The sequence below is a fragment of the Streptococcus oralis genome, assembly GCF_023109195.1.
In the GTDB taxonomy this organism is placed as follows: domain Bacteria; phylum Bacillota; class Bacilli; order Lactobacillales; family Streptococcaceae; genus Streptococcus; species Streptococcus oralis_BV.
Genome location: NZ_JALDUB010000001.1, coordinates 1,482,737 through 1,507,552, shown reverse-complemented (window position 1 = coordinate 1,507,552; position 24,816 = coordinate 1,482,737). Strand labels below are relative to the sequence as shown.

Genomic DNA, 24,816 nt, shown 5'->3' with positions numbered 1-24,816 from the left:
TTGGTCAATCTTTTTTTGTCTTAGATAAATTTCGTCTGTGATTATAGATCCCAAAAAGAAGAAGGGCAGTTAGAGAGCAGGCTGCTCCAATAACAAAACCATTGGGGATAAAGGAAAGTGTAATGGTGCCTTTTCCCTTTGGAACATCAACTTTCATAAAACCAGTCTGAGCCTGCTTGATTTCAAGTTTTTTCCCATCTTGGTATGCAGACCAACCTTTGTCATAAGGAATAGTGAAGAAAATAGAGGTATCTTGTTTGACTTCATATGTAGCAAAGACTTTATTTTTAGAGGTGGATACTTCTACAGGTTGTTCTTTAATCTTTTGAATTGCCTCAGTAAGAGCTTGAGTATCTAAACGATAGAAGGTTGGAGATTCAAATGACACCTGAGAATTTCCAGGGAAACTAATACTGATATTGAAAGTTTTTTGTTCTTCAGTATAACCCAAATTAAAGAAATTAAATGCATTGTCATTTGTAAAAGTCTTTTTTTCACCGTTGACAATGATGTCAACTTTCTTTTGTTTATCATTCGTAAAATGAAGACTTGAAAAAGAGAGATAGACTTGGCTATTTTGAGGAACCTCAATTTGATAATCAATCTTTGCATCTTCATTCGCAGAACCTGTGATGCTGGTTAAACCATCTGAAGTATCTGTTTTATCAGATGCTATTTGGGAGAAGTAATCTAAGTTGAGATTAGCAAGCTGGTTTATAAATAAAGCCTGATTATCTAAAGTGTGATTGTTAAAGTTTACATCTTTGTAAATAGATTGAGTGGCAAAGGCAATGGGTAAAGAGAGTTGATTTTTATATAAGGTTAAATGATCCTTTTGATAAATCTCTTGAAAGCCATACTTATCAAGTGAAGTTTCAGAAATATTGTATTGGATTCCAAATAAACTGTCTGCTAAAAGACTGTTATTTGCATAACGGAGATTAAGGTTGGTTCCAGAGGATTTGAATCCCAGTTTATCCAAACTAGTGCTAGCTGAACGATTTCGTACAGACGAAAATTGAGAGATTCCATTGTAGTTAAATTTCATACTGTCATTTCCAGTCTGAATTTGTAGTTTTTCAGTACGTGTAAATGGATTGTCAATTTGGTTTAGAATGGATTCCATAGCGGTGATATCTCTATTATAGGCACTACGAGAAGCAAAGGCCCATTCTTTAGCTATTCCTTCCATTTGAGATGATGCATTTAAGCTTATCTCAGCTGTTATAAATAAAGACAAAAGGATTGCAAATAGATTTACAGAGATAAATTTTCTAATGACTGCAAGAAGTAAAAGAGCATAAACTAGTAGAAATTCAAGAGTGAGTAGGATATTCAAATCAGTTAAAAAAGAATAGTGTGATTTAAAATAGACAGTGGCCAAAAATCCTGTTAGTACAAGAAAAAGTGAGACAAATAGATTCCATAGCTTCAGTTCTTTCAGACGATTTAAGACTTCTGCTGCAGTATAAATTAACAGAGTGGAAAAAATCCAAGCATAGCGATGCAAAAACATATTTGGGGTATGCATCCCTTGCCAAAATAAATCAAGTGCTTCTATGTAAAAGCTTGTTATTAAAAAAGTAAAGAAAATTGCATAGGTAAGTTTCACGTGAAACCTTATGGATTTTATTGTGAAAAATAGAATGGTTAAAATAAAAGGAAGCAATCCAACAAAAATCATTGGTATAGATCCATATTTAGTTGTATCAAAAGATCCAATGAATTGTTTTGCAAAAATATCCAAATACCAGCTACTATCTGTCTTTAATTTTGTGATGGCAGTCAACTTCTCTCCATGAGTTTGTAAATCAAACAGTGTAGGAAGAGTCATAATCAAACTAGCCATTCCAGCTAAAAAGGAGGTAACAACAAAATCAAGAAAAGATGATTTTCGAGTTTTAAAGTCCCAAGAAATTTGGCAGAGATACCAGAAAATAAGAAACAATGCTGTCATATACCCAAAATAATAATTTTGAATAAATAAGATTGACAAACTTGTAAAGTATAGTAGGCGCTTCTTTTGTGTTATAAGTAGGTGTAAACCAGTTATAATTAAAGGAATCAAGATAAAAACATCTAGCCAGGTTTTAATCTCTAACTGACTGACAGTGAAGCTCATTAGAGCATAGGAAGTAGATAAGGCAAGTTTTAAAAATTTTGGGATATCTTTAAATAATCTATTTAGACTAAAGAAGGTTGACAGACCAATCAATCCAAATTTTAAGAGAGTGGTTAGATAGACAGCATCTGGCATATTCGACAGATTAAAAAAGTAAACTAGGGGTGAAAGAAAACTACCCAAGTAATAACTAGATAGAGCATAGAAATTCAGTCCGAGGCCACTTGTAAAGGTGTAAAACAAACTGCCATTTCCATGTAGAATATTTCGTAAAGCTACATCAAAAATAACGTATTGATGGAAACCGTCTCCTAATAGTGGAGATGCATCGCTATTCCAGTAGATACCTTGAGTTAGGTATACTCCAGTCATAATTACTAAAGGGATGATGAAAGAAATAAAATAGGTCCAATATGTTTTAAAAAATGATTTCATGTTACCTCGCAGAATGATAGAAAACTCAGTTGGTTACCCCAACTGAGTTTTGAAGTCTTATTAGTCTTTCCAAAGTTCTTTAACTTTTGCTTGTACTTCTGCATTTTCTAGGAATTCATCGTAGGTTTCATCAATACGATCAATGACACCATTCTTAGACAAAACAATAATATGGTTTGCTAAGGTTTGAATGAACTCGTGATCATGACTAGCAAAGATAATTGATTCTTTAAAGTTTTTCAATCCATCGTTCAAGCTTGAGATAGATTCCAAGTCCAAGTGATTTGTTGGATCATCAAGTACAAGGACATTTGATTTCAAGAGCATGAGTTTTGAAAGCATGACACGTACTTTTTCTCCCCCTGACAAGACGTTTACAGGTTTGTTAACCTCATCTCCAGAAAAGAGCATACGACCGAGGAAACCACGTAGGAAGGTATTGTCATCTTCTTCTTTACTTGCAAATTGACGCAACCAGTCAAGGATTGACTCTCCTCCTGCAAAATCAGCCGAGTTGTCTTTTGGCAAGTAAGAACGGCTAGTAGTAACTCCCCACTTGACGGTTCCTTCATAGTTGATGTCACCCATAATTGCACGAATTAATGCAGTCGTTTGGATGTCATTTTGTCCAATAAGAGCTGTCTTATCACCTGGACGCAAGATGAAACTAATATTGTCTAGGATAGTTTCGCCATCAATCTTTACAGTTAGATTTTCTACTGTCAAGAGATCATTACCAATCTCACGTTCTGCTTTAAAGTTGATAAATGGGTATTTACGACTAGATGGCACAATCTCTTCTAATTCAATCTTGTCAAGCATTTTTTTACGAGACGTTGCTTGTCTTGATTTAGAAGCATTAGCAGAGAAGCGAGCAACGAATTCTTGCAATTGCTTAATTTTTTCTTCTGCCTTAGCATTACGGTCTGCTAGCAATTTAGCAGCAAGCTCAGAAGATTCCTTCCAGAAGTCGTAGTTTCCGACATAGAGTTTGATTTTTCCAAAGTCAAGGTCGGCCATATGAGTACACACTTTGTTTAAGAAGTGACGGTCGTGGGATACTACGATAACGGTGTTATCAAAATCAATCAAGAAGTCTTCTAACCAAGTAATCGATTGGATATCTAAACCATTGGTTGGCTCGTCCAAAAGAAGAACATCAGGTTTACCAAATAAGGCTTTAGCAAGGAGAACCTTCACTTTTTCACCATTGGCTAATTCGCTCATGTTTTGATAGTGCAATTCTTCTGGAATGTTTAGGTTTTGAAGTAGTTGAGACGCTTCACTTTCTGCTTCCCAACCTCCAAGTTCAGCAAATTCACCTTCGAGTTCGGCTGCACGAACACCATCTTCATCTGAAAAATCTTCCTTCATGTAAATGGCGTCTTTTTCTTTCATGATGTTGTAAAGTTTTTCATTTCCCATAATAACGACATCAATAACTCGCTCATCTTCATAGTCAAAATGATTTTGACGGAGAACAGAGAGACGTTCATCTGGACCAAGAGAGATATGACCAGTTGTTGGCTCGAGATCACCAGCTAAGATTTTTAAGAATGTAGACTTCCCAGCACCATTAGCACCAATTAATCCGTATGTATTTCCTTCTGTAAATTTGATATTGACATCATCAAAAAGTTTGCGATCACTAAAACGTAGTGAAACATCAGATACTGTAAGCAATGTTTTTCTCCTATAATATGTAATATATTTATTCTACTAGAAAAGAGAGAAATATTCAAATTTTTGTTTGTCAATTTTATGTCAATTAAATTTACAGGTTTATTTACAAAGAGTTAGTCGTTTGATTTAAATAATTTTCTGTTATTTTAACAAAAAAATGCTATAATTGAAGAGACCATTTCGAAGGAGAAAAAAATGACGAAACCCATTATTTTAACAGGAGATCGCCCAACAGGAAAACTGCATATTGGACATTATGTTGGGAGTCTTAAAAATAGAGTATTACTGCAGGAAGAAGACAAGTATGAGATGTTTGTTTTTTTGGCGGACCAACAAGCATTGACAGATCACGCCAAAGATCCTCAAACGATTGTAGAATCGATTGGGAATGTTGCCTTAGATTACCTAGCAGTTGGATTAGATCCAAGTAAATCAACCATCTTTATTCAAAGTCAGATTCCAGAGTTAGCTGAACTGTCTATGTACTATATGAATTTGGTGTCACTAGCACGTTTAGAGCGCAATCCTACAGTGAAAACAGAGATCGCTCAGAAAGGGTTTGGAGAAAGTATTCCGACAGGATTTCTGGTTTATCCGATTGCGCAAGCAGCAGATATTACTGCCTTCAAGGCTAATTATGTTCCTGTTGGGACAGATCAGAAACCAATGATTGAGCAAACTCGTGAGATTGTTCGTTCCTTTAATCATGCTTATAATTGTGAGGTCTTGGTGGAGCCGGAAGGTATTTATCCAGAAAATGAGAGAGCAGGGCGTTTGCCAGGTCTAGATGGAAATGCTAAAATGTCTAAATCCCTTAATAATGGTATTTATCTAGCAGATGATGCGGATACGTTGCGTAAAAAAGTCATGAGCATGTATACTGATTCGGATCATATTCGAGTGGAGGATCCAGGTAAGATTGAAGGAAACATGGTTTTCCATTATCTAGATGTGTTTGGTCGTCCAGAAGATGCTCAAGAAATTGCGGATATGAAAGAACATTATCAACGTGGTGGTCTTGGTGATGTGAAGACGAAACGTTATCTACTTGAAATATTAGAACGCGAACTTGGTCCTATTCGTGAGCGCCGTATCGAATTTGCTAAGGATATGGGAGAAGTGTACAATATGCTTCAAAAAGGTAGTGAGAAAGCGCGTGAGGTTGCGGGGCAAACTCTATCTGAAGTTAAGGGAGCAATGGGACTAAATTATTTTAAATAATAGATAAAATATGAATCGTAAAACTATCTCTTCCATAGGATCACAGGGATAGTTTTTTTATGATTTCTACCATAAATATAATTGACAAATTTTCATAGAATGGTATGATAGATACAATACAAAAAGAGTCAAGCTCAAAAAGAAAGAAAAGAGGAAACTTGAATGTCTAATTGGGATACTAAATTTTTAAAAAAAGGTTTTACCTTTGATGATGTATTGCTCATTCCAGCAGAAAGTCATGTGTTGCCTAATGATGCAGATTTAACAACAAAATTGGCAGATAATCTGACTTTAAATATCCCAATTATAACAGCCGCCATGGATACAGTCACAGAAAGTCAAATGGCTATTGCCATTGCTCGTGCAGGTGGTCTTGGAGTAATCCATAAAAACATGTCTATTGCGCAACAGGCAGATGAAGTTCGCAAGGTAAAACGTTCTGAAAATGGTGTTATTATTGATCCATTCTTTTTGACTCCAGAACACACGATTGCTGAAGCAGATGAACTGATGGGACATTACCGTATCAGTGGTGTTCCAGTTGTGGAGACACTTGAAAATCGTAAATTGGTTGGTATTCTAACAAACCGAGATCTTCGCTTTATTTCAGATTACAATCAGCCAATCTCAAACCATATGACCAGTGAAAATCTTGTTACTGCTCCTGTTGGTACAGACCTTGCAACAGCTGAAAGCATTCTTCAAGAACACCGTATTGAAAAACTTCCTTTGGTTGATGAAGAAGGTCGTCTTTCTGGCTTGATTACTATTAAAGATATCGAAAAAGTAATTGAATTTCCTAATGCAGCAAAAGATGAGTTTGGTCGTCTTCTAGTTGCTGGTGCGGTAGGTGTCACTTCAGATACATTTGAACGTGCAGAGGCTCTTTTTGAAGCAGGAGCGGATGCGATTGTAATTGATACTGCACATGGTCACTCTGCTGGTGTTCTACGTAAAATTGCTGAAATTCGTGCTCACTTCCCAGACCGCACTTTGATTGCGGGTAATATTGCCACTGCAGAAGGTGCGCGTGCTCTTTATGATGCAGGTGTAGATGTTGTCAAAGTCGGTATTGGACCAGGTTCTATCTGTACCACTCGTGTGATTGCAGGGGTTGGTGTCCCACAAGTGACAGCAATCTATGATGCAGCAGCAGTTGCGCGTGAATATGGAAAAACAATCATTGCTGATGGTGGAATCAAGTATTCTGGAGATATTGTAAAAGCCCTTGCTGCAGGTGGAAATGCGGTTATGCTTGGATCAATGTTCGCTGGAACAGACGAAGCACCAGGTGAAACGGAAATCTTCCAAGGACGTAAGTTTAAAACTTACCGTGGTATGGGATCAATCGCTGCAATGAAGAAAGGTTCAAGTGACCGTTACTTCCAAGGTTCTGTCAATGAAGCAAACAAACTTGTTCCAGAAGGAATTGAAGGACGTGTTGCCTATAAAGGTGCAGCAGCTGATATTGTCTTCCAAATGATTGGTGGTATTCGCTCTGGTATGGGTTACTGTGGTGCAGCTAACCTTAAAGAATTACACGACAACGCTCAATTTATTGAAATGTCTGGGGCTGGTCTAAAAGAAAGCCATCCTCATGATGTACAAATCACTAATGAGGCACCAAACTACTCTATGTAAGTAGTAAAAAAGAACTCCTGATTTTCAGGAGTTCTTTTTGTTTACAAAGTTGTCAATCTTGATTTACAGAAATTTTACCTTTTTGAATGTTGAAAATACTAAGGTTTTCTGGCAAGTTTTGTAAGTGGTCTAAACTTGTTGTTGTAATAAAGGTTTGGATAGATTGAGAAATGGTTTCTAGTAATTTTAGTTGCCGTGTATTGTCAAGTTCGCTCATAACATCATCGAGCAAGAGTATCGGAGACTCGTTGGTAATACTTTCCATTAGCTCGATCTCTGCTAGTTTGATAGAGAGAACAAGACTACGATGTTGACCTTGGCTTCCAAAACTAGCATCCATACCATTGATATAAAAAGAAATATCATCTCGATGAGGGCCAACTCCAGTATTCTTTTTAAATAAATCTCTGGATCTGCTTTTCTCCAAAGCAATTTTAAAAGAATTTGTTAGCTGTTCTTCATCAGTGAAGTTGACAGATGATTGATAAGATATTGACAACTCTTCCAATTTATTTGAAATTTCTAAGTGTTTTTTTTGACCAAATTTCTCTAAGTCTTTAATGAATTTTATCCGATGCTTTATAACGCGACAACCATACTCTATTAACTGATCATCTAAGACTGACAGAAATGTTTCATCAATCTTCTGGCTGGATTTTAGATAAGTATTTCTTTGCTTGAGTATGTGATTATAGTTTGACAAGTCTGACAAGTAGATTGGTTTAATTTGTCCTAGTTCGATGTCTATAAACTTTCGACGGACAGAGGGCGCTCCTTTAATTAGCTGGAGATCTTCAGGTGCGAAGAGGACAACATTCATATGTCCGATATAGTCTGATAGGCGAGCTTGTTTTAAGTGATTGACCTTAGTCACACGCCCTTTTGGCGTTAAATCAATTTCTAGAGGGATAGAGCTTGTTTTTTTCTGTAGCAAGCCAGAAAGATGGAGTTGCTCGTTATCAAAATGAATGAGATTTTTATCTGTACGAGTCCGATGACTACGTGTCAAGGCCAAGAAATAGATTGCTTCTAGAATATTGGTTTTTCCTTGTGCATTTTGACCTAGAAAGACATTTAATTTTGGATTGAAATCAATTTTTGCCTCTTTGTAGTTTCGAAAGGTTTTAATTGTTAAATGTTGGAGCCACATGGTTATCTTCCTGGAAAACGTGGAGCTTGTTTGGTTTTAGGCGATGAAGAAGTTTTTTGTTTCTTGACACTTTTATTCATCTCTTTGACAAGTTTAGCAATTCGCTCTTTCTCAATCTTATCTGCTTGATACTCTTCTTGCTCTTTTAAACTTGGTTTTGTCAAGGTGATGTCAATCTTTAAATCAGGAATGTCAATCGTATCTCCAATACGGATTTTTTTCCCACGTCTATTTTCTAATTCACCATTAAAGTAAACTTGATGATCTATTAAAAAGGATTTGATAGCACCACCGCTTTGTATAATTCCAAGTTCTTTTAGGAGGGCTTGGAGCGTAATAAATTCTTCAAATAATTTGTATTCCATAATTCACCTCAATCTTTGGTATTATACCATATTTTCCTTGAAATAGCTGAAGGAAAGTTAGCTGAAATGAAAACGGTTTTACTCTTTAAAGCTATAAATAGAACAAGAAAAATTTTGATTTTCGTGGTATAATAGAACTCTATATGTAAGGAGGTAAGGTATGGAGTTAGTGCCTGGAATTTCAGCACATTTTGTTCAATCCAAAAAGTTTAAAACAAATAAAATCACTATTCGTTTTACTGCTCCCTTATCTCTTGAGACAATAGCAGGACGTATGTTAAGTGCAAGTATGTTGGAGACGGCAAATCAAGCTTATCCAACATCACAAGCATTTCGCAGATATTTGGCTAGTTTATATGGAACAGATATTTCCACAAGTGCTTATCGTAGAGGACAAGCACATATTCTTGACTTAACATTTACCTACGTGCGGGATGAGTTTTTGAGTAAAAAAAATGTCTTGACTTCTCGAATTTTGGAATTAGTAAAACAGACTTTATTTTCCCCCTTAGTTCAAGATGGTGCTTTTGAGCCAGCCTTGTTTGAAATTGAAAGAAAACAGTTATTGACTAGTTTAGCTACTGATATGGATGATTCATTTTATTTTGCTCATAAGGAGTTAGATAGCTTGTTCTTCCATGATGAACGTCTTCAATTGAGATACAGTGATTTACGAAATAGCATTTCAAATGAGTCTCCGGAAAGTAGCTACACGTGCTTTCAAAATGCTCTGAAGAATGATCGTATTGATTTCTTTTTCTTAGGTGATTTCAACGAAGTAGAAATTACAGAATCACTGAAGTCATTACCCTTTACAGCTAGAGAGAACGGTGTCACTATCCAGTACCATCAATCTTATTCGAATGTTCTACGAGAAGGAATGGTTCAGAGGAATGTTGGGCAATCTATTTTAGAATTAGGCTATCATTCTCCTGTAAAATATGGTGATGATGAGCATTTGCCCATGCTTGTGATGAATGGTTTGTTGGGTGAATTTGCACATTCGAAACTTTTTACAAACGTTCGTGAAAATGCTGGAATAGCCTATACAGTCTCGAGTCAATTGGATTTGTTTAGTGGTCTGTTAAGGATGTATGCGGGTATTGATAGAGAAAATCGAAATCAGGCTAGAAAAATGATGAATCATCAATTGCTAGATCTGAAAAAGGGTAACTTTACAGATTTTGAACTTGAACAAACCAAGGAGATGATTCGACGATCTTTGTTGATGGCTCAAGATAATCAACAGACCCTATTTGAAAGAGTCTATTTGAATGCTCTATTGGGGAAATCAAGCTTTGACATTGATCGATTGGTGGCAAAATTAGAGAGTGTTGATAAAGAAGCGGTATGTAAAGCTGCCAACAGTTTGAAGCTACAAGCGATTTACTTTATGGAAGGAGTAGAATGACAAAGGTTACTTTTGAAGAAAAATACTATCCTGCTGTAAAGGAAACAGTCTACAAAACACAATTGTCAAATGGATTGACAGTTTCTTTACTCCCTAAACAAGATTTCAATGAGGTTTATGGGATTGTAACAGTTCAATTTGGTTCTGTAGATGCAACTTATACAAGCTTGGGAAAAGGTTTACGTCATCATCCAGCAGGAATTGCACATTTTCTTGAACATAAATTGTTTGAAAGAGAAAACTCCGAGGATATAATGGCTGCATTTACTCGATTAGGTGCGGACAGTAATGCCTTTACAAGCTTTACTAAGATCAGCTATCTTTTTTCAACAATTGACCATCTATTAGAAAATTTAGATTTGCTAGATGAGTTAGTCGGAGATGTTCATTTTACAGAAGAGTCTGTTTTGAGGGAACAGGATATTATCCAGCAAGAACGAGAAATGTACCAAGACGATCCAGACTCACGTTTGTTTTTTGCAACATTAGCCAACCTTTATCCTGATACTCCTTTAGCAACAGATATTGTTGGAAGTGAAAAATCAATTTCTGAGATTCAAGTTTCAAATTTAAAAGAGAACTTTACAGACTTTTACAAACCTGTCAACATGTCACTGTTTTTAGTTGGAAATATTGATGTAAAAGTTGTTGAGGAATACTTTTCAAAAAAGGAAAAGAAGACTTTAGAACAGTTTACGGTTTCAAAAGAGCAACTACCCTTGCAGCCTGTGAAGCAAACAGATAGTCTTCGGATGGAAGTTTCTTCACCTAAACTTGCTGTTGCGATTAGAGGTAATGGGCAAATAACAGAAACTGAGTCTTATCGTTACAATATTTTATTGAAATTACTATTTACGATGATGTTTGGTTGGACTTCTGATCGTTTTCAAAGGTTATATGAGTCTGGGAAGTTAGATGCGTCATTGTCACTTGAGGTTGAAGTCAACAGTCGCTTTCATTTTGTGATATTGACAATGGACACCAATGAGCCTGTTTCTCTCTCGCACCAATTTCGTAAAGCGATTCGTCAGTTTAGTAGTGATGCGGATATTACTGAGGAGCATTTGGATCTTGTTAAGAGTGAGATGTTTGGTGAGTTTTTCAGTAGCATGAACTCTTTGGAATTTATTGCAACTCAATACGATCCGATGGATCGTGGAGAAACAATTTTTGATTTTCCGAAAATTTTACAGGAAATTACTTTGGAGGATGTTCTAGAAGCTGGACATCGTTTGATTGATAATGGTGATCTAGTTGATTTTACAATCTTTCCAGCTTAAAAGATGACTAATACTAGAAAGAAGGAATGGTACGTATGAGAAAAAAAACAATTGGCGAGGTTCTACGTTTAGCCAGAATTAACCAGGGATTGAGTCTGGAAGAATTGCAGGAAAAAACTGAAATTCAGTTGCATTTTCTAGAAGCTATGGAGGCAGATGATTTTGATCAACTTCCTAGTACCTTCTATGCTCGTTCTTTTTTAAGAAAATATGCCTGGGCAGTAGAGTTAGATGAAAGAATTGTTTTGGATGCATATGATTCAGGCAGTATGATTACCTACGAAGAGGTAGATGTCGATGAAGAAGACTTATCTGGTCGCAGACGATCAAATAAGAAAAAAACGTCTTATCTCCCCTTGTTTTATTTCGTTCTATTTGCTTTGTCAATTTTAATTTTTGTCACTTACTATGTCTGGAACTACATCCAAACTCAGCCAAGTCCTTCTTCAGCTAATTATAGTGTTGTGAGCTCGACTAGTTCAACGACCTCATCTAGTTCATCTTCTACTAGTCAGACGTCTAGCTCGTCTTCTACTGCGGAATCAACTATTACCGTTTCAGGTGAAGGGAACCGCATTGAAGCTCGCTATAAAACGAGTAAGGAAACAGCTACGGTTCAGCTGACTGTTTCGGATGCAACTAGCTGGGTAAGTGTTTCAGGAAGTGACCTTGAAGGTGGTGTGACCTTGTCATCAGACAATAAAAACGCAAAAACAACAGTTTCAACTAAGAATCCTGTTACCATTACTTTAGGTGTAGTGAAGGGAGTTACTGTGACTGTGGACAATCAAACGATTGATACTTCGAAGCTGACAACTCAGACTGGAACTGTAACACTTACATTTACTACAGATTAAGGAAAAATCAATGAAAAAAGAACAAATTCCTAATGTATTAACTATTGGTAGAATTCTCTTTATACCTCTCTTTATTCTTATTTTGACTTTGGGCCATTCACAAGGAAGTCATTTGCTAGCAGCTATAATTTTTGCAGTTGCTAGTGTAACGGATTATCTTGATGGCTACCTTGCTCGTAAATGGAATGTAGTCAGCAATTTTGGAAAATTTGCTGATCCGATGGCTGATAAGCTGTTGGTTATGTCAGCTTTTATCATGTTGATTGAGTTAGGTATGGCTCCAGCTTGGGTTGTTGCTATTATCATCTGTCGTGAACTTGCGGTGACAGGCTTGCGTTTGTTGCTTGTTGAGACGGGAGGGACAGTTCTAGCAGCAGCGATGCCAGGGAAAATCAAGACCTTTAGTCAGATGTTTGCCATTATCTTTTTGCTCTTACATTGGAATTTAATTGGGCAACTGTTGCTTTATATAGCTTTATTTTTCACCATCTACTCTGGTTATGATTATTTCAAGGGTAGCGCTCATGTATTCAAAGGGACATTTGGTTCGAAATGAAATCGATTATTGAAGTAAAAGATCTGTCTTTTCGTTACAAGGAAGACCAGGATCATTATGATGTTAATAATGTCTCGTTTCACGTGAAACGGGGAGAATGGCTTTCGATTGTAGGTCATAATGGGAGTGGGAAATCGACAACTATCCGTTTGATTGATGGATTGCTTGAAGCAGAGTCTGGAGAAATCTGGATAGATGGGCAATTGCTGTCCTCTGAGAATGTTTGGGACTTACGCCGTCAAATTGGTATGGTTTTTCAAAATCCAGATAACCAATTTGTGGGGGCGACTGTTGAAGATGATGTTGCCTTTGGTTTAGAAAATCAGGGACTTCCTCGTGAAGAAATGAAGAAGAGAGTGTCTGAATCTTTGGAGTTGGTAGGTATGCTGGACTTTAAGAAGAGAGAACCAGCTCGTTTATCTGGTGGCCAAAAACAGCGGGTGGCCATTGCAGGAGTTGTTGCCTTGAGACCAGCTATTTTAATTCTGGACGAGGCTACAAGTATGTTGGACCCCGAGGGACGAAGAGAACTGATTCAGACAGTTCAAGAGATTCGAAAAGACAACCAGATGACAGTCGTCTCCATTACACATGATTTAGAAGAAGTTGCGATGAGTGACCGTGTCTTGGTCATGAAAAAAGGCCAAGTGGAGTCAACCAGTAGCCCAAGAGAACTTTTTTCTCGGGCTGACCTTGACCAGATAGGGTTGGATGAGCCTTTTACTAATCAATTGAGAGAATCTTTGAGAGAGACTGGTTATCGGTTGCCGGATGGCTATTTGACAGAAGGAGAGCTAGAGGACAAGTTATGGGAATTACTCTAGAAAATGTGAGCTTTACTTATCAAGAGGGGACTCCCCTATCTTCATCAGCCTTGACTGATGTTTCTTTGACGATTGAGGATGGTTCCTATACAGCTTTAGTAGGGCACACAGGTAGTGGGAAATCAACGATTTTACAGCTTTTAAATGGTCTATTGGTACCAAGTAAGGGTTTTGTTCGAGTTTTCGATACCGTCATTACCCCTACATCAACAAATAAAGAAATTCGTCAGATTCGAAAGCAGGTTGGTCTAGTGTTTCAATTTGCTGAAAATCAGATTTTCGAAGAGACTGTTTTGAAAGATGTTGCATTTGGACCGCAAAATTTTGGAGTTTCTGAGGAAGAGGCCAAGAAAATTGCGCGTGAAAAGTTAGCCTTGGTAGGCATCGATGAGTCACTCTTTGAGCGCAGTCCTTTTGAACTTTCGGGTGGCCAAATGAGACGTGTGGCTATAGCAGGTATGCTAACGATGGAGCCAACTGTCTTGGTTTTGGATGAGCCGACAGCAGGGCTAGATCCTTTGGGCAGAAAAGAATTGATGACCTTGTTTAAAGAACTCCACCTTTCTGGAATGACAATCGTTCTGGTAACGCATTTGATGGATGATGTAGCTGCATATGCTGATCAGGTCTATGTTATGGAAAAGGGACGTTTGGTCAAAAGTGGTAAACCGAGCGAAGTTTTCCAAGATGTAGACTCTATGGAAAAGGTGCAGTTAGGTGTGCCTAAAATCACAGCCTTTTGTAAGCGTTTGGCAGATAGAGGTGTAGCTTTTAAAAAACTGCCAATCAAGATAGAGGAGTTTAAGGAGTCGCTAAATGGATAGTATGATTTTAGGGCGTTATATACCAGGAGATTCCATCATTCATCGCTTGGATCCACGTAGTAAATTACTTGCCATGATCCTGCTGATTTTGATTGTATTTTGGGCCAATAATCCTCTCACCAATCTCGTTCTGTTTGTAGCGACAGGTATATTTATCGCTTTGTCAGGCGTTTCTCTCTCATTTTTCGTTCAGGGATTAAAATCCATGTTCTTCTTGATTGCTTTTACGACTCTTTTTCAGCTCTTTTTTATTTCAAGTGGAAATGTCCTATTTGAGTTTTCTTTTATAAGAATAACGGATTATGCTTTGCAACAAGCAGGAATCATTTTCTGTCGTTTTGTGTTGATTATTTTCTTTTCAACCTTGCTAACCTTAACGACCATGCCTTTGAGTCTGGCAGCTGCAGTTGAAGCTCTTTTAGCACCGATGAAACGCGTGAAAGTTCCCGTTCATGAAATTGGCCTCATGTTATCAATGAGTTTGCGTTTTGTTCCAACATTGATGGATGACACGACGCGAATTATGAATGCTCAGAAAGCCCGTGGAGTTGACTTTGGTGAAGGCAGCATCGTTCAAAAAGTAAAGGCTATGATTCCAATTTTAATTCCTCTTTTTGCGACGAGCTTAAAGCGTGCAGATTCATTGGCAATAGCGATGGAAGCGCGTGGTTATCAAGGAGGAAAGGGTAGAAGTCAGTATAGACAGTTGAGATGGAGTCAAAAGGATACACTGGCAATTCTTGTGATTTTGGTACTGGGATGTTTCTTATTTTTCTTAAAATCTTAGTAGGTTTGTAGGATTGATAAGAAGCTCACAGTAGCAGGTTTTTAGTATAAAGGTAGGAATATGAACCGTTTTAAAAAATCAAAATATCTAATCATCGTTTTTGTCACAGTTTTGGCAGTTTCTGTTCTATTAGTGACAACCTATTCAAGCGCTATTGTGACGAAACTAGGAGATGGGATTTCCTTAGTAGATAGAATTGTTCAGAAACCCTTTCAGTGGTTTGATACTTTCAAATCAGATTTGGGACATTTGACGCAGACTTACAATGAAAACGAAAGTCTAAAAAAACAGCTTTATCAACTAGAGGTGGAGTCTAATCAATCAGAAAGTTTAAAAAATGAAAATGAACAATTACGTCAGTTGCTGGATATGAAGTCAAAATTGCAGGCTACAAAAACCATTGCAGCAGATGTGATTATGCGAGCTCCAGTATCTTGGAAACAAGAGTTAACAATTGATGCGGGAAGTTCAAAAGGAGCTTCTGAAAATATGTTGGCCATTGCAAACGGGGGTTTGATTGGTAGTGTTTCAAAGGTGGAGGATCATTCAACAACGGTCAATCTATTGACAAACACCGAAAATTCAGATAAAATTTCTGTTAAAATCCTGCATGGTTCTACTGAAATTTACGGGATTATCGTTGGTTATGATAAGGAATCTGAACTGCTTAAAATTAGTCAATTAAACAGCAACAGCGACATTAGCGCGGGAGACAAGGTGACTACAGGGGGGCTCGGAAACTTTAATGTTAAGGATATCCCTGTTGGAGAGGTTGTTGCTACAACACACAGCAGTGATTATCTAACAAAGGAAGTAACAGTCAAGTTAAGTGCTGACACCAAAAATCTTCATGTGGTAGAGTTAGTGGGGAATTAGCAATGAGACTGTTAAAACAAATTGGTATTTTCTTTTTACTCCCTTTTGTCGTACTAATTGATGCACATATTGGACAATTAGCGGGATCCTTCTTCCCTCACTTTCATTTAGCAAGTCATTTTCTGTTTTTATTTCTCTTGTTTGAGACAATTGAGGTTTCAGAATATCTCTATCTAGCTTATTGCTGTATAGCGGGTTTGGTGTACGATATCTATTTTTTCCACTTGATAGGAATTGCAACACTTCTATTTATCTTGATAGGAGCTTCGCTCCATAAATTTAATAGTGTAATTTTGCTAAACCGTTGGACAAGAATGTTAACAATAGTTGTGATGAGTTTCCTATTTGATATGGGGGGCTATCTCCTTGCTCTTGCTATGGGATTGACAGTAGAATCGATGCCAGTTTTCATCGTCTATAGCCTTGTCCCATCAATGATTTTAAACTTTTTATGGATGCTTATTTTCCAATATATTTTTGAAAAATGTTATCTATAAGAAAGAAATAAAAATGTAACAAAGGCGTAATATTTATTATGTCTTTTTTTGGTATACTAGTAATGTCTTAAATAGAAGGAGTATCTACACAATATGAAGAAAAAAATCTTAGCGTCACTTTTGTTAAGTACAGTATTGGTTTCACAAGCGGCGGTATTGACAACTGTCCACGCTGAAACAACTGATGAAAAGATTGCTGCTCAAGATAGTAAGATTAGTAATTTGACATCTCAACAAAAAGAAGCTCAAAAACAAGTAGATGAAATCCAAACGCAAGTTACAGCTATCCAAACTCAACAAACGAACTTGGAAGCTGAGAACGAAACTCTACAAGCTGAATCTAAAAAACTTGAAGGAGAAATTACAGAGCTTTCTAAGAATATTGTTGCTCGTAATGAATCTTTGGAGAAACAAGCACGTAGCGCACAAACAAACGGTGCCGCAACTAGCTACATCAATACAATTGTAAATTCAAAATCAATTACAGAAGCTATTTCACGTGTTGCAGCCATGAGCGAGATTGTATCAGCTAACAACAAAATGTTGGAACAACAGAAAGCTGATAAGAAATCTATCGCTGAAAAACAGGTTGCAAATAATGAAGCAATCAACACTGTTATTGCGAACCAACAAACGCTTGCAGACGATGCACAAGCATTGACAACAAAACAAGCAGAGTTGAAAGTTGCTGAGTTAAACCTTGCTGCAGAGAAAGCTACTGCAGAAAGTGATAAAGCTACTTTATTGGAACAAAAAGCAGCAGCAGAGGCAGAAGCAAAAGCAGCAGCTGAAGCAGAAGCGGCTTATAAAGCACGTCAAACAAGTCAACAACAATCAGTTGTTGCTTCTGGAAATACAACACTTTCAGATCAAGTGCAAGCAACTTCAAGCTCTTCATCAGATGATGATTCAAGCTACACTCCAGCACCTGCTCCAACTCCAACAAGACAGCGTCCAACATACAGTACAAATGCTTCAAGTTATCCAACTGGAGAATGTACTTGGGGAGCTAAAACATTAGCACCTTGGGCTGGAGATTACTGGGGTAACGGAGCGCAGTGGGCTACAAGTGCAGCAGCTGCAGGATTCCGTACAGGATCAACTCCACAAGTTGGTGCGATTGCATGTTGGAATGACGGTGGATATGGACACGTAGCGGTTGTTACAGCAGTTTCATCATCAACTAGCATTCAAGTATCAGAATCAAACTATGGTGGAGATCGTACAATCGGTAACAAACGTGGATGGTTCAACCCAACTACAACTTCTGAAGGTTACGTAACATACATCTATCCAAACTAATGAATGAAATAAAGAGGCTCGATTTGAGTCTCTTTTCTTTTTTAGTCTTAAGTTAGGCTAAAAACTAGCAAAACCACTTGAAAATATGGCTAAAATGTGATAAAATGAAACTTGTCGTGTAAACGATAATACTCATTCTTGATGAATTGTGAAACTGTTGCCCTCGGGTCGTTTTGCAAGTTGAAGTCGAGGAGAGGAAAAAAACAAAAAGGAGAAATACTCATGGCAGTAATTTCAATGAAACAACTTCTTGAGGCTGGTGTACACTTTGGTCACCAAACTCGTCGCTGGAACCCTAAGATGGCTAAGTACATCTTCACTGAGCGTAACGGAATCCACGTTATCGACTTGCAACAAACTGTAAAATACGCTGACCAAGCATACGACTTTATGCGTGATGCTGCAGCTAACGATGCAGTTGTATTGTTTGTTGGTACTAAAAAACAAGCTGCTGACGCTGTTAAAGAAGAAGCAGAACGTTCAGGTCAATACTACATCAACCACCGTTGGTTGGGTGGAACTCTTACTAACTGGGGAACTATCCAAAAACGTATTGCTCGTTTGAAAGAAATCAAACGTATGGAAGAAGAAGGAATCTTCGACGTTCTTCCTAAGAAAGAAGTTGCACTTCTTAACAAACAACGTGCACGTCTTGAAAAATTCTTGGGTGGTATCGAAGACATGCCTCGTATCCCTGATGTAATGTACGTAGTTGACCCACATAAAGAACAAATCGCTGTTAAAGAAGCTAAAAAATTGGGTATCCCAGTTGTAGCGATGGTTGACACAAACACTGATCCAGACGATATCGATGTAATCATCCCAGCTAACGATGACGCTATCCGCGCTGTTAAATTGATCACAGCTAAATTGGCTGACGCTATCATCGAAGGACGTCAAGGTGAGGACGCAACAGCAGTTGAAGCTGAATTTGCAGCTTCAGAAGCTCAAGCTGACTCAATCGAAGAAATCGTTGAAGTTGTAGAAGGCGACAACGCTTAATTCATATAAATAGTAATTACCTAGGAGGGCGGGGCCTAGCCCAGCTCTCCTATTTTTAAAAAATATAGGAGAATCAAAATGGCAGAAATTACAGCTAAACTTGTAAAAGAGTTGCGTGAAAAATCTGGTGCCGGTGTTATGGACGCTAAAAAAGCGCTTGTAGAAACAGACGGTGATATCGAAAAAGCGATCGAATTGCTTCGCGAAAAAGGTATGGCGAAGGCAGCTAAGAAAGCTGACCGTGTTGCTGCAGAAGGTTTGACTGGTGTATTTGTTAATGGTAACGTTGCAGCAGTAGTTGAAGTAAATGCTGAAACTGACTTCGTTGCGAAAAACGCTCAATTCGTTGACTTGGTAAACGCAACAGCTAAAGTAATTGCTGAAGGAAAACCAGCGAACAACGAAGAAGCTCTTGCTTTGACAATGCCTTCAGGTGAAACTCTTGAAGCTGCATATGTATCTGCAACAGCTACAATCGGTGAAAAAATCTCATTCCGTCGTTTTGCTTTGCTTGAAAAAACAGATGCACAACACTTCGGAGCATACCAACACAATGGTGGCCGTATCGGTGTTATCTCTGTTATTGAAGGTGGAGACGAAGCTCTTGCTAAACAAATCTCAATGCACATTGCTGCGATGAAACCAACAGTTCTTTCTTACAAAGAATTGGATGAGCAATTCGTTAAAGATGAGTTGGCACAATTGAACCACGTAATCGACCAAGATAACGAAAGCCGTGCAATGGTTGGTAAACCAGCTCTTCCACACTTGAAGTATGGATCAAAAGCACAATTGACTGATGAAGTGATTGCTCAAGCTGAAGCTGATATCAAAGCTGAGTTGGCTGCAGAAGGCAAACCAGAAAAAATCTGGGACAAAATCATCCCAGGTAAAATGGACCGCTTCATGCTTGACAACACTAAAGTTGACCAAGCATACACACTTCTTGCACAACTATACATCATGGATGACAGCAAGACAGTTGAAGCTTACCTTGAATCAGTAAATGCTTCAGTAGTTGAGTTCGCTCGCTTTGAAGTTGGTGAAGGTATTGAGAAAGCTGCAAACGACTTTGAAGCAGAAGTTGCAGCTACAATGGCAGCAGCCTTGAATAACTAATAGAAAAGGAAGCAAATTGCTTCCTTTTTCTTTTTGTCTAGAGAGTAGAGTCTGTATGAGTAAACAAAAAGCCCTTTAATAAGGGCTAAGTGCATTTAGGAGGCTACACTTCAAATTCATAGAGTGCTGTAGACAAATAACGTTCGCCGTTATCTGGTGCTAAAGCAAGTACTTTCTTACCTGTACCTAATTTCTTGGCAACCTCAATTGCCCCGTAAATCGCTGCAGCTGAAGAAATCCCAACAAGGAAGCCTTCTTTTCCACCAATTTCACGGCCAAGTGCTAAAGCATCATCTGACGTTACGCGGACGATACCATCATAGGCCTTTGTATCAAGTGTTTCAGGAATAAATCCAGCTGAGATACCTTGAATTTTGTGAGGTCCTGGTTTTTCACCAGACAAGATAGCTGACTCGTCTGCCTCAACTGCATAAACTTGAATGTTTGAATTTGCTGCTTTAAGAGCGTGAGAAACACCTGAGATCGTTCCACCAGTACCAACACCACCCACAAAAGCATCTAGTCCATCAGAACCGAAAGCAGCCAGTATTTCAGCTCCTGTTGTTCTTTCGTGTACTTCTGGGTTAGCTGGATTATTAAATTGGAGTGGAAGGAAGCCGTCACGTTCAGCGGCGATTTCCTGAGCTTTAGCAATAGCTCCTTTCATTCCTTCGCTACCAGGAGTGAGGACGAGTTCAGCACCATAGGCTTGGATAATCTTACGTCGTTCCACACTCATTGTTTCAGGCATGACGATAACAACTTTATATCCTTTAGCGGCACCGACCCATGAAAGACCGATACCAGTGTTTCCACTCGTTGCTTCAACAATGGTAGCACCCGGTTTTAGAATACCATCTTGTTCCGCTTTTTCAATCATGCTAAGGGCAATGCGGTCTTTTACTGACGATCCAGGGTTAAAAGCTTCTAGTTTAACATAGACGTCTGCAGCACCCTCTGGAACAATGTTGTTAAGTTTAACAATCGGTGTTTGTCCGATTAGTTCAGTGATATTGTTATAAATAGCCATAGATATACCTCTTTGTATAAGATGATACTAGTATAACGCGCTTAAGGCTATTTGTAAAATATAGAAATTCTATCAAAGTGATAGGATTTTTTTATATCAAAGGTCTAAGCCATTAATTTTTAATCGATTGTGATAAGCCAATTCTAATAAATAGGTGTAAAGAGGGAGGATGTCCGTTTTTTTAGGGAATTCAAATTTATGGAAACTCAGATGCTCATTATGTGCTTTTAGAAAGACATTTTCTAAGTAAGTGATTGTAATCTCACTATCATCTATACCTGCTCCAGCAGTTTCCATTTCAACGTTTACAATGTTCATCAAAAAGAGTGACTTAACAGACACCTTGCGACCAGTGGCTCCTTGCTTATCTGTAAAAATAATACGGATATTTGTAAAGATAATTGAATCGCGAATAAGTTTATATCCACTTTGAATTTCTTCATTCTCTAGTAGATATTGTCCATATTCTTTAATAAGAGTCTCTTTGTTCTCCTCGCTAAAGTTTCCAGCAAGTCCTTGAATAAATTTCCCAAAAGCCATAATTTCTCCTTCGTTTACACTAGGTTTACAGGGACTTCAACTTCTCGTAAACCTTGATCTGTTAAAGTAACCTTTCCATTAAAGAACTCAACAAGAGCAGCTTTGATCTTTTCTTTCTCTTCCTTATCAACATAGATCATTGTAGCAATTTGATCTGTAAAGTTTGTATCCAGCTCCATGAGATGATGCTCTTTAAGGAAATTGCCATATTCTTGATACTGAGCGTAAGACATCTGAATGGCTATACCAGCCTGTTCTTTGATTTCAATAATGCCAATTTCTTTGACAGCCAAGGCCACACTACCTGCATAAGCACGAATCAAACCGCCAGCACCTAGTTTGATGCCACCAAAGTAGCGTGTCACTACCACACAGAGATTGGTTAAATTATGATTTTCTAAGACACCCAGCATAGGGACTCCAGCAGTACCACTAGGTTCCCCATCATCACTCGTACGCTTGATCTCACTGCGTTCCCCAATAATAAAAGCAGAGCAGTTATGGGTGGCTTTGTAGTGTTCTTTTTTGATAGCAGTGATAAAGTCACGAGCTTCTTCTTCACTATAGACACGCTTGGCATAACAGATAAAGCGTGATTTTTTGATTTCTTCTTGGACCTGCCCATCCTCTTTAATTGTTCTAAATTCCATGATTTAATTGTACTAAAAAATTACCTAAAGTGCTAGATTTTTACGAATAAAGAAGTATGAAAGTAAATCCAAATTACCTCGGTCGCTTGTTTACTGAGAAAGAATTAACAAAAGAAGAATGTCAGATGGCTGAGAAACTTCCAGCAATGAGAAAAGAGAAAGGGAAACTGTTTTGTCAACGTTGTAATAGTAGTATTCTAGAAGAATGGCATTTGCCTATTGGTGCCTACTATTGTAGGGAGTGTTTGCTGATGAAGCGAGTCAGGAGTGATCAAGCCTTATACTATTTTTCGCAGGAAGATTTTCCAAAGCAAGATGTTCTCAAATGGCGTGGTCAGTTAACCCCTTTTCAGGAAAAGTTATCAGAGGGGTTGATTCGAGCAGTCGAAAAGAAAGAACCGACTTTAGTTCATGCTGTGACGGGTGCTGGAAAGACAGAGATGATTTATCAAGTTGTAGCTAAAGTGATTGATGATGGTGGTGCAGTTTGTTTGGCAAGCCCTAGAATTGATGTATGTTTAGAACTGTATAAGCGACTGCAGAATGACTTTGCTTGCGATATAGCGCTACTCCATGGCGAATCAGAGCCCTATTTTCGAACTCCCTTAGTAATTGCAACAACTCATCAGTTATTAAAATTTTATCATTCTTTTGATTTGTTGATAGTGGATGAGGTAGATGCCTTTCCTTATGTTGACAACACTATGCTTTACTATGCTGTAAAGAATAGTGTAAAGGAGGATGGATTAAGGATATTCCTTACAGCAACTTCTACAGATGAGTTAGATAGGAAGGTTCGCACAGGAGAATTAAAACGATTAAGCTTGCCGAGACGGTTTCATGGAAATCCTTTGATTATTCCTAAACCAGTTTGGTTATCGGATTTTAATCGCTGTTTAGAGAAAAACCAATTGTCAACCAAGTTAAAGACCTATATTGAGAAACAGAGAAGAACAGGTTATCCTCTGCTGATTTTTGCATCAGAGATTAAGAAAGGCGAAAAACTAAAAGAAACACTACAGGTGTATTTCCCAGATGAGAAAATTGGTTTTGTATCTTCTGTCACAGAAGATCGATTAGAGCAAGTACAAGCTTTTCGAGATGGAGAACTGACAATACTGATTAGTACAACAATATTGGAACGCGGGGTTACCTTCCCTTGTGTGGATGTTTTCGTAGTAGAAGCTAATCATCAACTCTTTACCAAGTCTAGTTTGATTCAGATTGGTGGTCGAGTTGGGCGTAGTATGGACAGACCAACTGGTGAGTTGCTCTTCTTTCATGATGGATTAAATACTTCCATCAAGAAGGCAATCAAGGAAATCAAGCAGATGAACAAGGAGGCGAGATTATGAACTGTTTACTATGTGGCCAGACTACAAAGAGTGAGCTGACTTTTAGTAGTCTTTTCTTTTTGAAGAATGAGAGCAGTTATCTTTGCTCAGCTTGTGCTTCTACTTTTGAGAAGATTGGTGAAGATCATTGTCCAAACTGTATGAAAACAGGCATGTCAACTAAGTGTCAAGATTGTAAACTTTGGTGTAAAGAAGGAATTCAGGTTGATCATAAGGCAATCTTTACCTATAATCAAGCTATGAAAGACTTTTTCAGTCGATATAAGTTTGATGGCGATTTTTTGCTTAGAAAGGTTTTTGCTTCTGTTCTTGCTGAGGAGCTGAAAAAGTATAGAGGATATCAATTTGTGTTGATTCCCCTAAGCCCTGAAAGATTGCTTGAGAGGGGGTTTAACCAAGTCGAAGGTTTGGTTGAGGCAACAGGCTTTTCTTTTAAAGATATATTAGGAAAAAGAGAAGAGAGCGCTAGTTCTTCTAAAAGCCGTTTGGAAAGGTTAGCTACTGAAATTCCATTTTTTATTAAAGATGGTATCTCATTTCCTAAGAAGATTTTGCTGATTGATGACATCTATACAACAGGGGCAACTGTGAATCGTGTGAAACGACTTTTGGAAGAAGCAGGTGCTTTGGAAGTTAAAACTTTTTCCCTTGTAAGATGAGGAAAAAATTTGCAAAACGAAAATGAAAGCGTTATAATATAATTAGAAAAACAAAAATGTTTAGAAAGAAGGTACTTATATGATTAAATATAGTATCCGTGGTGAAAACCTAGAAGTAACAGAAGCAATTCGTGATTATGTAGTTTCTAAACTCGAAAAGATCGAAAAGTATTTCCAACCTGAGCAGGAGTTGGATGCACGTGTGAACTTGAAAGTTTACCGTGAAAAAACAGCAAAGGTTGAAGTAACAATTCCGCTTGGATCTATCACTCTTCGTGCTGAAGATATTTCTCAAGATATGTATGGTTCTATCGATCTTGTAACAGATAAAATTGAACGTCAGATTCGTAAAAATAAAACTAAAATTGAACGTAAGAATAAAAATAAAGTTGCGACAAGTCAACTCTTTACAGATGCTCTAGTTGAAGATGCAAATGTTGTGCAACCAAAAGTCGTTCGTTCAAAACAAATTGATTTGAAGCCAATGGATTTAGAAGAAGCCCTTCTTCAAATGGATTTGTTGGGGCATGATTTCTTCATCTATGTAGATGTAGAAGATCAAACAACTAATGTTTTGTATCGCCGCGAAGATGGTGAAGTCGGCTTGTTAGAAGTGAAAGAATCATAAAA

24 protein-coding genes are annotated in these 24,816 nt (G+C 37.8%); 17 read left to right on the top strand and 7 right to left on the bottom strand.

The features are described 5' to 3' along the window. Positions 1-4: 4 nt before the first annotated feature. Both M1F65_RS07180 and M1F65_RS07175 read right to left on the bottom strand, forming a co-directional pair. Entirely contained in the window at positions 5-2,557 is a 2,553-nt protein-coding gene (locus tag M1F65_RS07180) for a YfhO family protein (protein ID WP_247925685.1), read from the bottom strand. Between the two features lie 60 nt (positions 2,558-2,617). Beyond that, a complete protein-coding gene (locus tag M1F65_RS07175) occupies positions 2,618-4,240 on the bottom strand; it encodes an ATP-binding cassette domain-containing protein (protein WP_084945032.1) in 1,623 nt (540 codons plus the stop codon). A gap of 195 nt (positions 4,241-4,435) precedes the next feature. Here M1F65_RS07175 and trpS point away from each other — a divergent pair, with 195 nt between their 5' ends. Both trpS and guaB read left to right on the top strand, forming a co-directional pair. Beyond that, positions 4,436-5,461 (top strand): tryptophan--tRNA ligase, encoded by a 1,026-nt coding sequence (trpS, locus tag M1F65_RS07170; protein WP_000165463.1) that lies wholly within the window; start codon positions 4,436-4,438, stop codon positions 5,459-5,461. Positions 5,462-5,623: 162 nt separating this feature from the next. After that, positions 5,624-7,102: an IMP dehydrogenase gene (gene guaB, locus M1F65_RS07165; protein WP_247925684.1), complete on the top strand. Its 1,479-nt coding sequence runs from the start codon at positions 5,624-5,626 to the stop codon at positions 7,100-7,102. A gap of 52 nt (positions 7,103-7,154) precedes the next feature. Here the strand turns inward: guaB and recF are convergent, their stop codons facing one another. Both recF and yaaA read right to left on the bottom strand, forming a co-directional pair. Next, on the bottom strand, positions 7,155-8,252 hold the full coding sequence (recF, locus tag M1F65_RS07160; RefSeq protein ID WP_084944234.1) for a DNA replication/repair protein RecF: 1,098 nt from the start codon (positions 8,250-8,252) through the stop codon (positions 7,155-7,157). Positions 8,253-8,254: 2 nt separating this feature from the next. Continuing rightward, entirely contained in the window at positions 8,255-8,617 is a 363-nt protein-coding gene (yaaA, locus tag M1F65_RS07155; RefSeq protein WP_084945033.1) for a S4 domain-containing protein YaaA, read from the bottom strand. Between the two features lie 160 nt (positions 8,618-8,777). Between yaaA and yfmF the strand changes: the two genes are divergently transcribed. The 12 genes from yfmF (at position 8,778) to tsf (ending at position 19,952) form a co-directional block, all read left to right on the top strand. Further along, positions 8,778-10,028 (top strand): EF-P 5-aminopentanol modification-associated protein YfmF, encoded by a 1,251-nt coding sequence (gene yfmF / locus M1F65_RS07150; RefSeq protein WP_084945034.1) that lies wholly within the window; start codon positions 8,778-8,780, stop codon positions 10,026-10,028. Next, the gene (yfmH, locus tag M1F65_RS07145; RefSeq protein ID WP_042903079.1) at positions 10,025-11,308 is read left to right on the top strand and encodes an EF-P 5-aminopentanol modification-associated protein YfmH; all 1,284 of its coding nucleotides are present in this window, start codon (positions 10,025-10,027) and stop codon (positions 11,306-11,308) included. The genes yfmF and yfmH overlap by 4 nt, the downstream gene beginning before the upstream one ends. Positions 11,309-11,343: 35 nt before the next feature. Further along, entirely contained in the window at positions 11,344-12,165 is an 822-nt protein-coding gene (gene rodZ / locus M1F65_RS07140) for a cytoskeleton protein RodZ (RefSeq protein ID WP_042903078.1), read from the top strand. A 10-nt stretch (positions 12,166-12,175) separates the two neighbouring features. Further along, complete coding sequence (gene pgsA / locus M1F65_RS07135) at positions 12,176-12,721, top strand: CDP-diacylglycerol--glycerol-3-phosphate 3-phosphatidyltransferase (RefSeq protein WP_042903077.1); 546 nt, start codon at positions 12,176-12,178, stop codon at positions 12,719-12,721. Then, the gene (locus tag M1F65_RS07130) at positions 12,718-13,545 is read left to right on the top strand and encodes an energy-coupling factor ABC transporter ATP-binding protein (RefSeq protein WP_042903076.1); all 828 of its coding nucleotides are present in this window, start codon (positions 12,718-12,720) and stop codon (positions 13,543-13,545) included. Before pgsA ends, M1F65_RS07130 begins: the two co-directional genes overlap by 4 nt. Next, on the top strand, positions 13,530-14,369 hold the full coding sequence (locus M1F65_RS07125) for an energy-coupling factor transporter ATPase (RefSeq protein ID WP_084945035.1): 840 nt from the start codon (positions 13,530-13,532) through the stop codon (positions 14,367-14,369). Before M1F65_RS07130 ends, M1F65_RS07125 begins: the two co-directional genes overlap by 16 nt. After that, positions 14,362-15,156: an energy-coupling factor transporter transmembrane component T family protein gene (locus tag M1F65_RS07120; RefSeq protein ID WP_084945036.1), complete on the top strand. Its 795-nt coding sequence runs from the start codon at positions 14,362-14,364 to the stop codon at positions 15,154-15,156. Before M1F65_RS07125 ends, M1F65_RS07120 begins: the two co-directional genes overlap by 8 nt. Positions 15,157-15,216: 60 nt before the next feature. Next, positions 15,217-16,032 carry a rod shape-determining protein MreC gene (gene mreC, locus M1F65_RS07115; protein ID WP_001078971.1) on the top strand — a complete coding sequence of 272 codons (816 nt, stop codon included), beginning with the start codon at positions 15,217-15,219 and terminating at the stop codon, positions 16,030-16,032. 2 nt (positions 16,033-16,034) lie between these two features. Further along, complete coding sequence (gene mreD, locus M1F65_RS07110) at positions 16,035-16,529, top strand: rod shape-determining protein MreD (RefSeq protein WP_095726357.1); 495 nt, start codon at positions 16,035-16,037, stop codon at positions 16,527-16,529. Positions 16,530-16,622: 93 nt separating this feature from the next. Continuing rightward, positions 16,623-17,831 (top strand): peptidoglycan hydrolase PcsB, encoded by a 1,209-nt coding sequence (gene pcsB / locus M1F65_RS07105; protein WP_000726991.1) that lies wholly within the window; start codon positions 16,623-16,625, stop codon positions 17,829-17,831. Between the two features lie 222 nt (positions 17,832-18,053). Then, on the top strand, positions 18,054-18,833 hold the full coding sequence (rpsB, locus tag M1F65_RS07100) for a 30S ribosomal protein S2 (RefSeq protein WP_000268477.1): 780 nt from the start codon (positions 18,054-18,056) through the stop codon (positions 18,831-18,833). A gap of 78 nt (positions 18,834-18,911) precedes the next feature. Continuing rightward, complete coding sequence (tsf, locus tag M1F65_RS07095) at positions 18,912-19,952, top strand: translation elongation factor Ts (RefSeq protein WP_000808057.1); 1,041 nt, start codon at positions 18,912-18,914, stop codon at positions 19,950-19,952. 103 nt (positions 19,953-20,055) lie between these two features. Here tsf and cysK read toward each other — a convergent pair whose 3' ends face one another. From cysK to M1F65_RS07080, 3 genes are all read right to left on the bottom strand, one after another. Further along, complete coding sequence (gene cysK, locus M1F65_RS07090; protein WP_001029449.1) at positions 20,056-20,982, bottom strand: cysteine synthase A; 927 nt, start codon at positions 20,980-20,982, stop codon at positions 20,056-20,058. A gap of 96 nt (positions 20,983-21,078) precedes the next feature. Beyond that, positions 21,079-21,522 carry a PH domain-containing protein gene (locus M1F65_RS07085; protein ID WP_000863903.1) on the bottom strand — a complete coding sequence of 148 codons (444 nt, stop codon included), beginning with the start codon at positions 21,520-21,522 and terminating at the stop codon, positions 21,079-21,081. A 14-nt stretch (positions 21,523-21,536) separates the two neighbouring features. Then, a complete protein-coding gene (locus M1F65_RS07080) occupies positions 21,537-22,172 on the bottom strand; it encodes a YigZ family protein (protein WP_000395765.1) in 636 nt (211 codons plus the stop codon). A gap of 56 nt (positions 22,173-22,228) precedes the next feature. On the opposite strand from M1F65_RS07080, the gene M1F65_RS07075 reads away from it, so the two are divergent. From M1F65_RS07075 to hpf, 3 genes are all read left to right on the top strand, one after another. Continuing rightward, complete coding sequence (locus M1F65_RS07075; RefSeq protein ID WP_247925683.1) at positions 22,229-23,527, top strand: ATP-dependent helicase ComFA; 1,299 nt, start codon at positions 22,229-22,231, stop codon at positions 23,525-23,527. Beyond that, entirely contained in the window at positions 23,524-24,186 is a 663-nt protein-coding gene (locus M1F65_RS07070) for a ComF family protein (protein ID WP_247925682.1), read from the top strand. The genes M1F65_RS07075 and M1F65_RS07070 overlap by 4 nt, the downstream gene beginning before the upstream one ends. A gap of 79 nt (positions 24,187-24,265) precedes the next feature. Then, entirely contained in the window at positions 24,266-24,814 is a 549-nt protein-coding gene (hpf, locus tag M1F65_RS07065) for a ribosome hibernation-promoting factor, HPF/YfiA family (RefSeq protein ID WP_000599111.1), read from the top strand. The last annotated feature ends 2 nt before the right edge of the window (positions 24,815-24,816 follow it).

Bases quoted from the DNA above. Each gene is read 5' to 3' on its own strand.
- M1F65_RS07180 (WP_247925685.1), bottom strand. From the start codon at position 2,557: ATGAAATCATTTTTTAAAACATATTGGACCTATTTTATTTCTTTCATC.
- trpS (WP_000165463.1), top strand. From the start codon at position 4,436: ATGACGAAACCCATTATTTTAACAGGAGATCGCCCAACAGGAAAACTG.
- guaB (WP_247925684.1), top strand. From the start codon at position 5,624: ATGTCTAATTGGGATACTAAATTTTTAAAAAAAGGTTTTACCTTTGAT.
- recF (WP_084944234.1), bottom strand. From the start codon at position 8,252: ATGTGGCTCCAACATTTAACAATTAAAACCTTTCGAAACTACAAAGAG.
- yaaA (WP_084945033.1), bottom strand. From the start codon at position 8,617: ATGGAATACAAATTATTTGAAGAATTTATTACGCTCCAAGCCCTCCTA.
- yfmF (WP_084945034.1), top strand. From the start codon at position 8,778: ATGGAGTTAGTGCCTGGAATTTCAGCACATTTTGTTCAATCCAAAAAG.
- yfmH (WP_042903079.1), top strand. From the start codon at position 10,025: ATGACAAAGGTTACTTTTGAAGAAAAATACTATCCTGCTGTAAAGGAA.
- rodZ (WP_042903078.1), top strand. From the start codon at position 11,344: ATGAGAAAAAAAACAATTGGCGAGGTTCTACGTTTAGCCAGAATTAAC.
- pgsA (WP_042903077.1), top strand. From the start codon at position 12,176: ATGAAAAAAGAACAAATTCCTAATGTATTAACTATTGGTAGAATTCTC.
- M1F65_RS07130 (WP_042903076.1), top strand. From the start codon at position 12,718: ATGAAATCGATTATTGAAGTAAAAGATCTGTCTTTTCGTTACAAGGAA.
- M1F65_RS07125 (WP_084945035.1), top strand. From the start codon at position 13,530: ATGGGAATTACTCTAGAAAATGTGAGCTTTACTTATCAAGAGGGGACT.
- M1F65_RS07120 (WP_084945036.1), top strand. From the start codon at position 14,362: ATGGATAGTATGATTTTAGGGCGTTATATACCAGGAGATTCCATCATT.
- mreC (WP_001078971.1), top strand. From the start codon at position 15,217: ATGAACCGTTTTAAAAAATCAAAATATCTAATCATCGTTTTTGTCACA.
- mreD (WP_095726357.1), top strand. From the start codon at position 16,035: ATGAGACTGTTAAAACAAATTGGTATTTTCTTTTTACTCCCTTTTGTC.
- pcsB (WP_000726991.1), top strand. From the start codon at position 16,623: ATGAAGAAAAAAATCTTAGCGTCACTTTTGTTAAGTACAGTATTGGTT.
- rpsB (WP_000268477.1), top strand. From the start codon at position 18,054: ATGGCAGTAATTTCAATGAAACAACTTCTTGAGGCTGGTGTACACTTT.
- tsf (WP_000808057.1), top strand. From the start codon at position 18,912: ATGGCAGAAATTACAGCTAAACTTGTAAAAGAGTTGCGTGAAAAATCT.
- cysK (WP_001029449.1), bottom strand. From the start codon at position 20,982: ATGGCTATTTATAACAATATCACTGAACTAATCGGACAAACACCGATT.
- M1F65_RS07085 (WP_000863903.1), bottom strand. From the start codon at position 21,522: ATGGCTTTTGGGAAATTTATTCAAGGACTTGCTGGAAACTTTAGCGAG.
- M1F65_RS07080 (WP_000395765.1), bottom strand. From the start codon at position 22,172: ATGGAATTTAGAACAATTAAAGAGGATGGGCAGGTCCAAGAAGAAATC.
- M1F65_RS07075 (WP_247925683.1), top strand. From the start codon at position 22,229: ATGAAAGTAAATCCAAATTACCTCGGTCGCTTGTTTACTGAGAAAGAA.
- M1F65_RS07070 (WP_247925682.1), top strand. From the start codon at position 23,524: ATGAACTGTTTACTATGTGGCCAGACTACAAAGAGTGAGCTGACTTTT.
- hpf (WP_000599111.1), top strand. From the start codon at position 24,266: ATGATTAAATATAGTATCCGTGGTGAAAACCTAGAAGTAACAGAAGCA.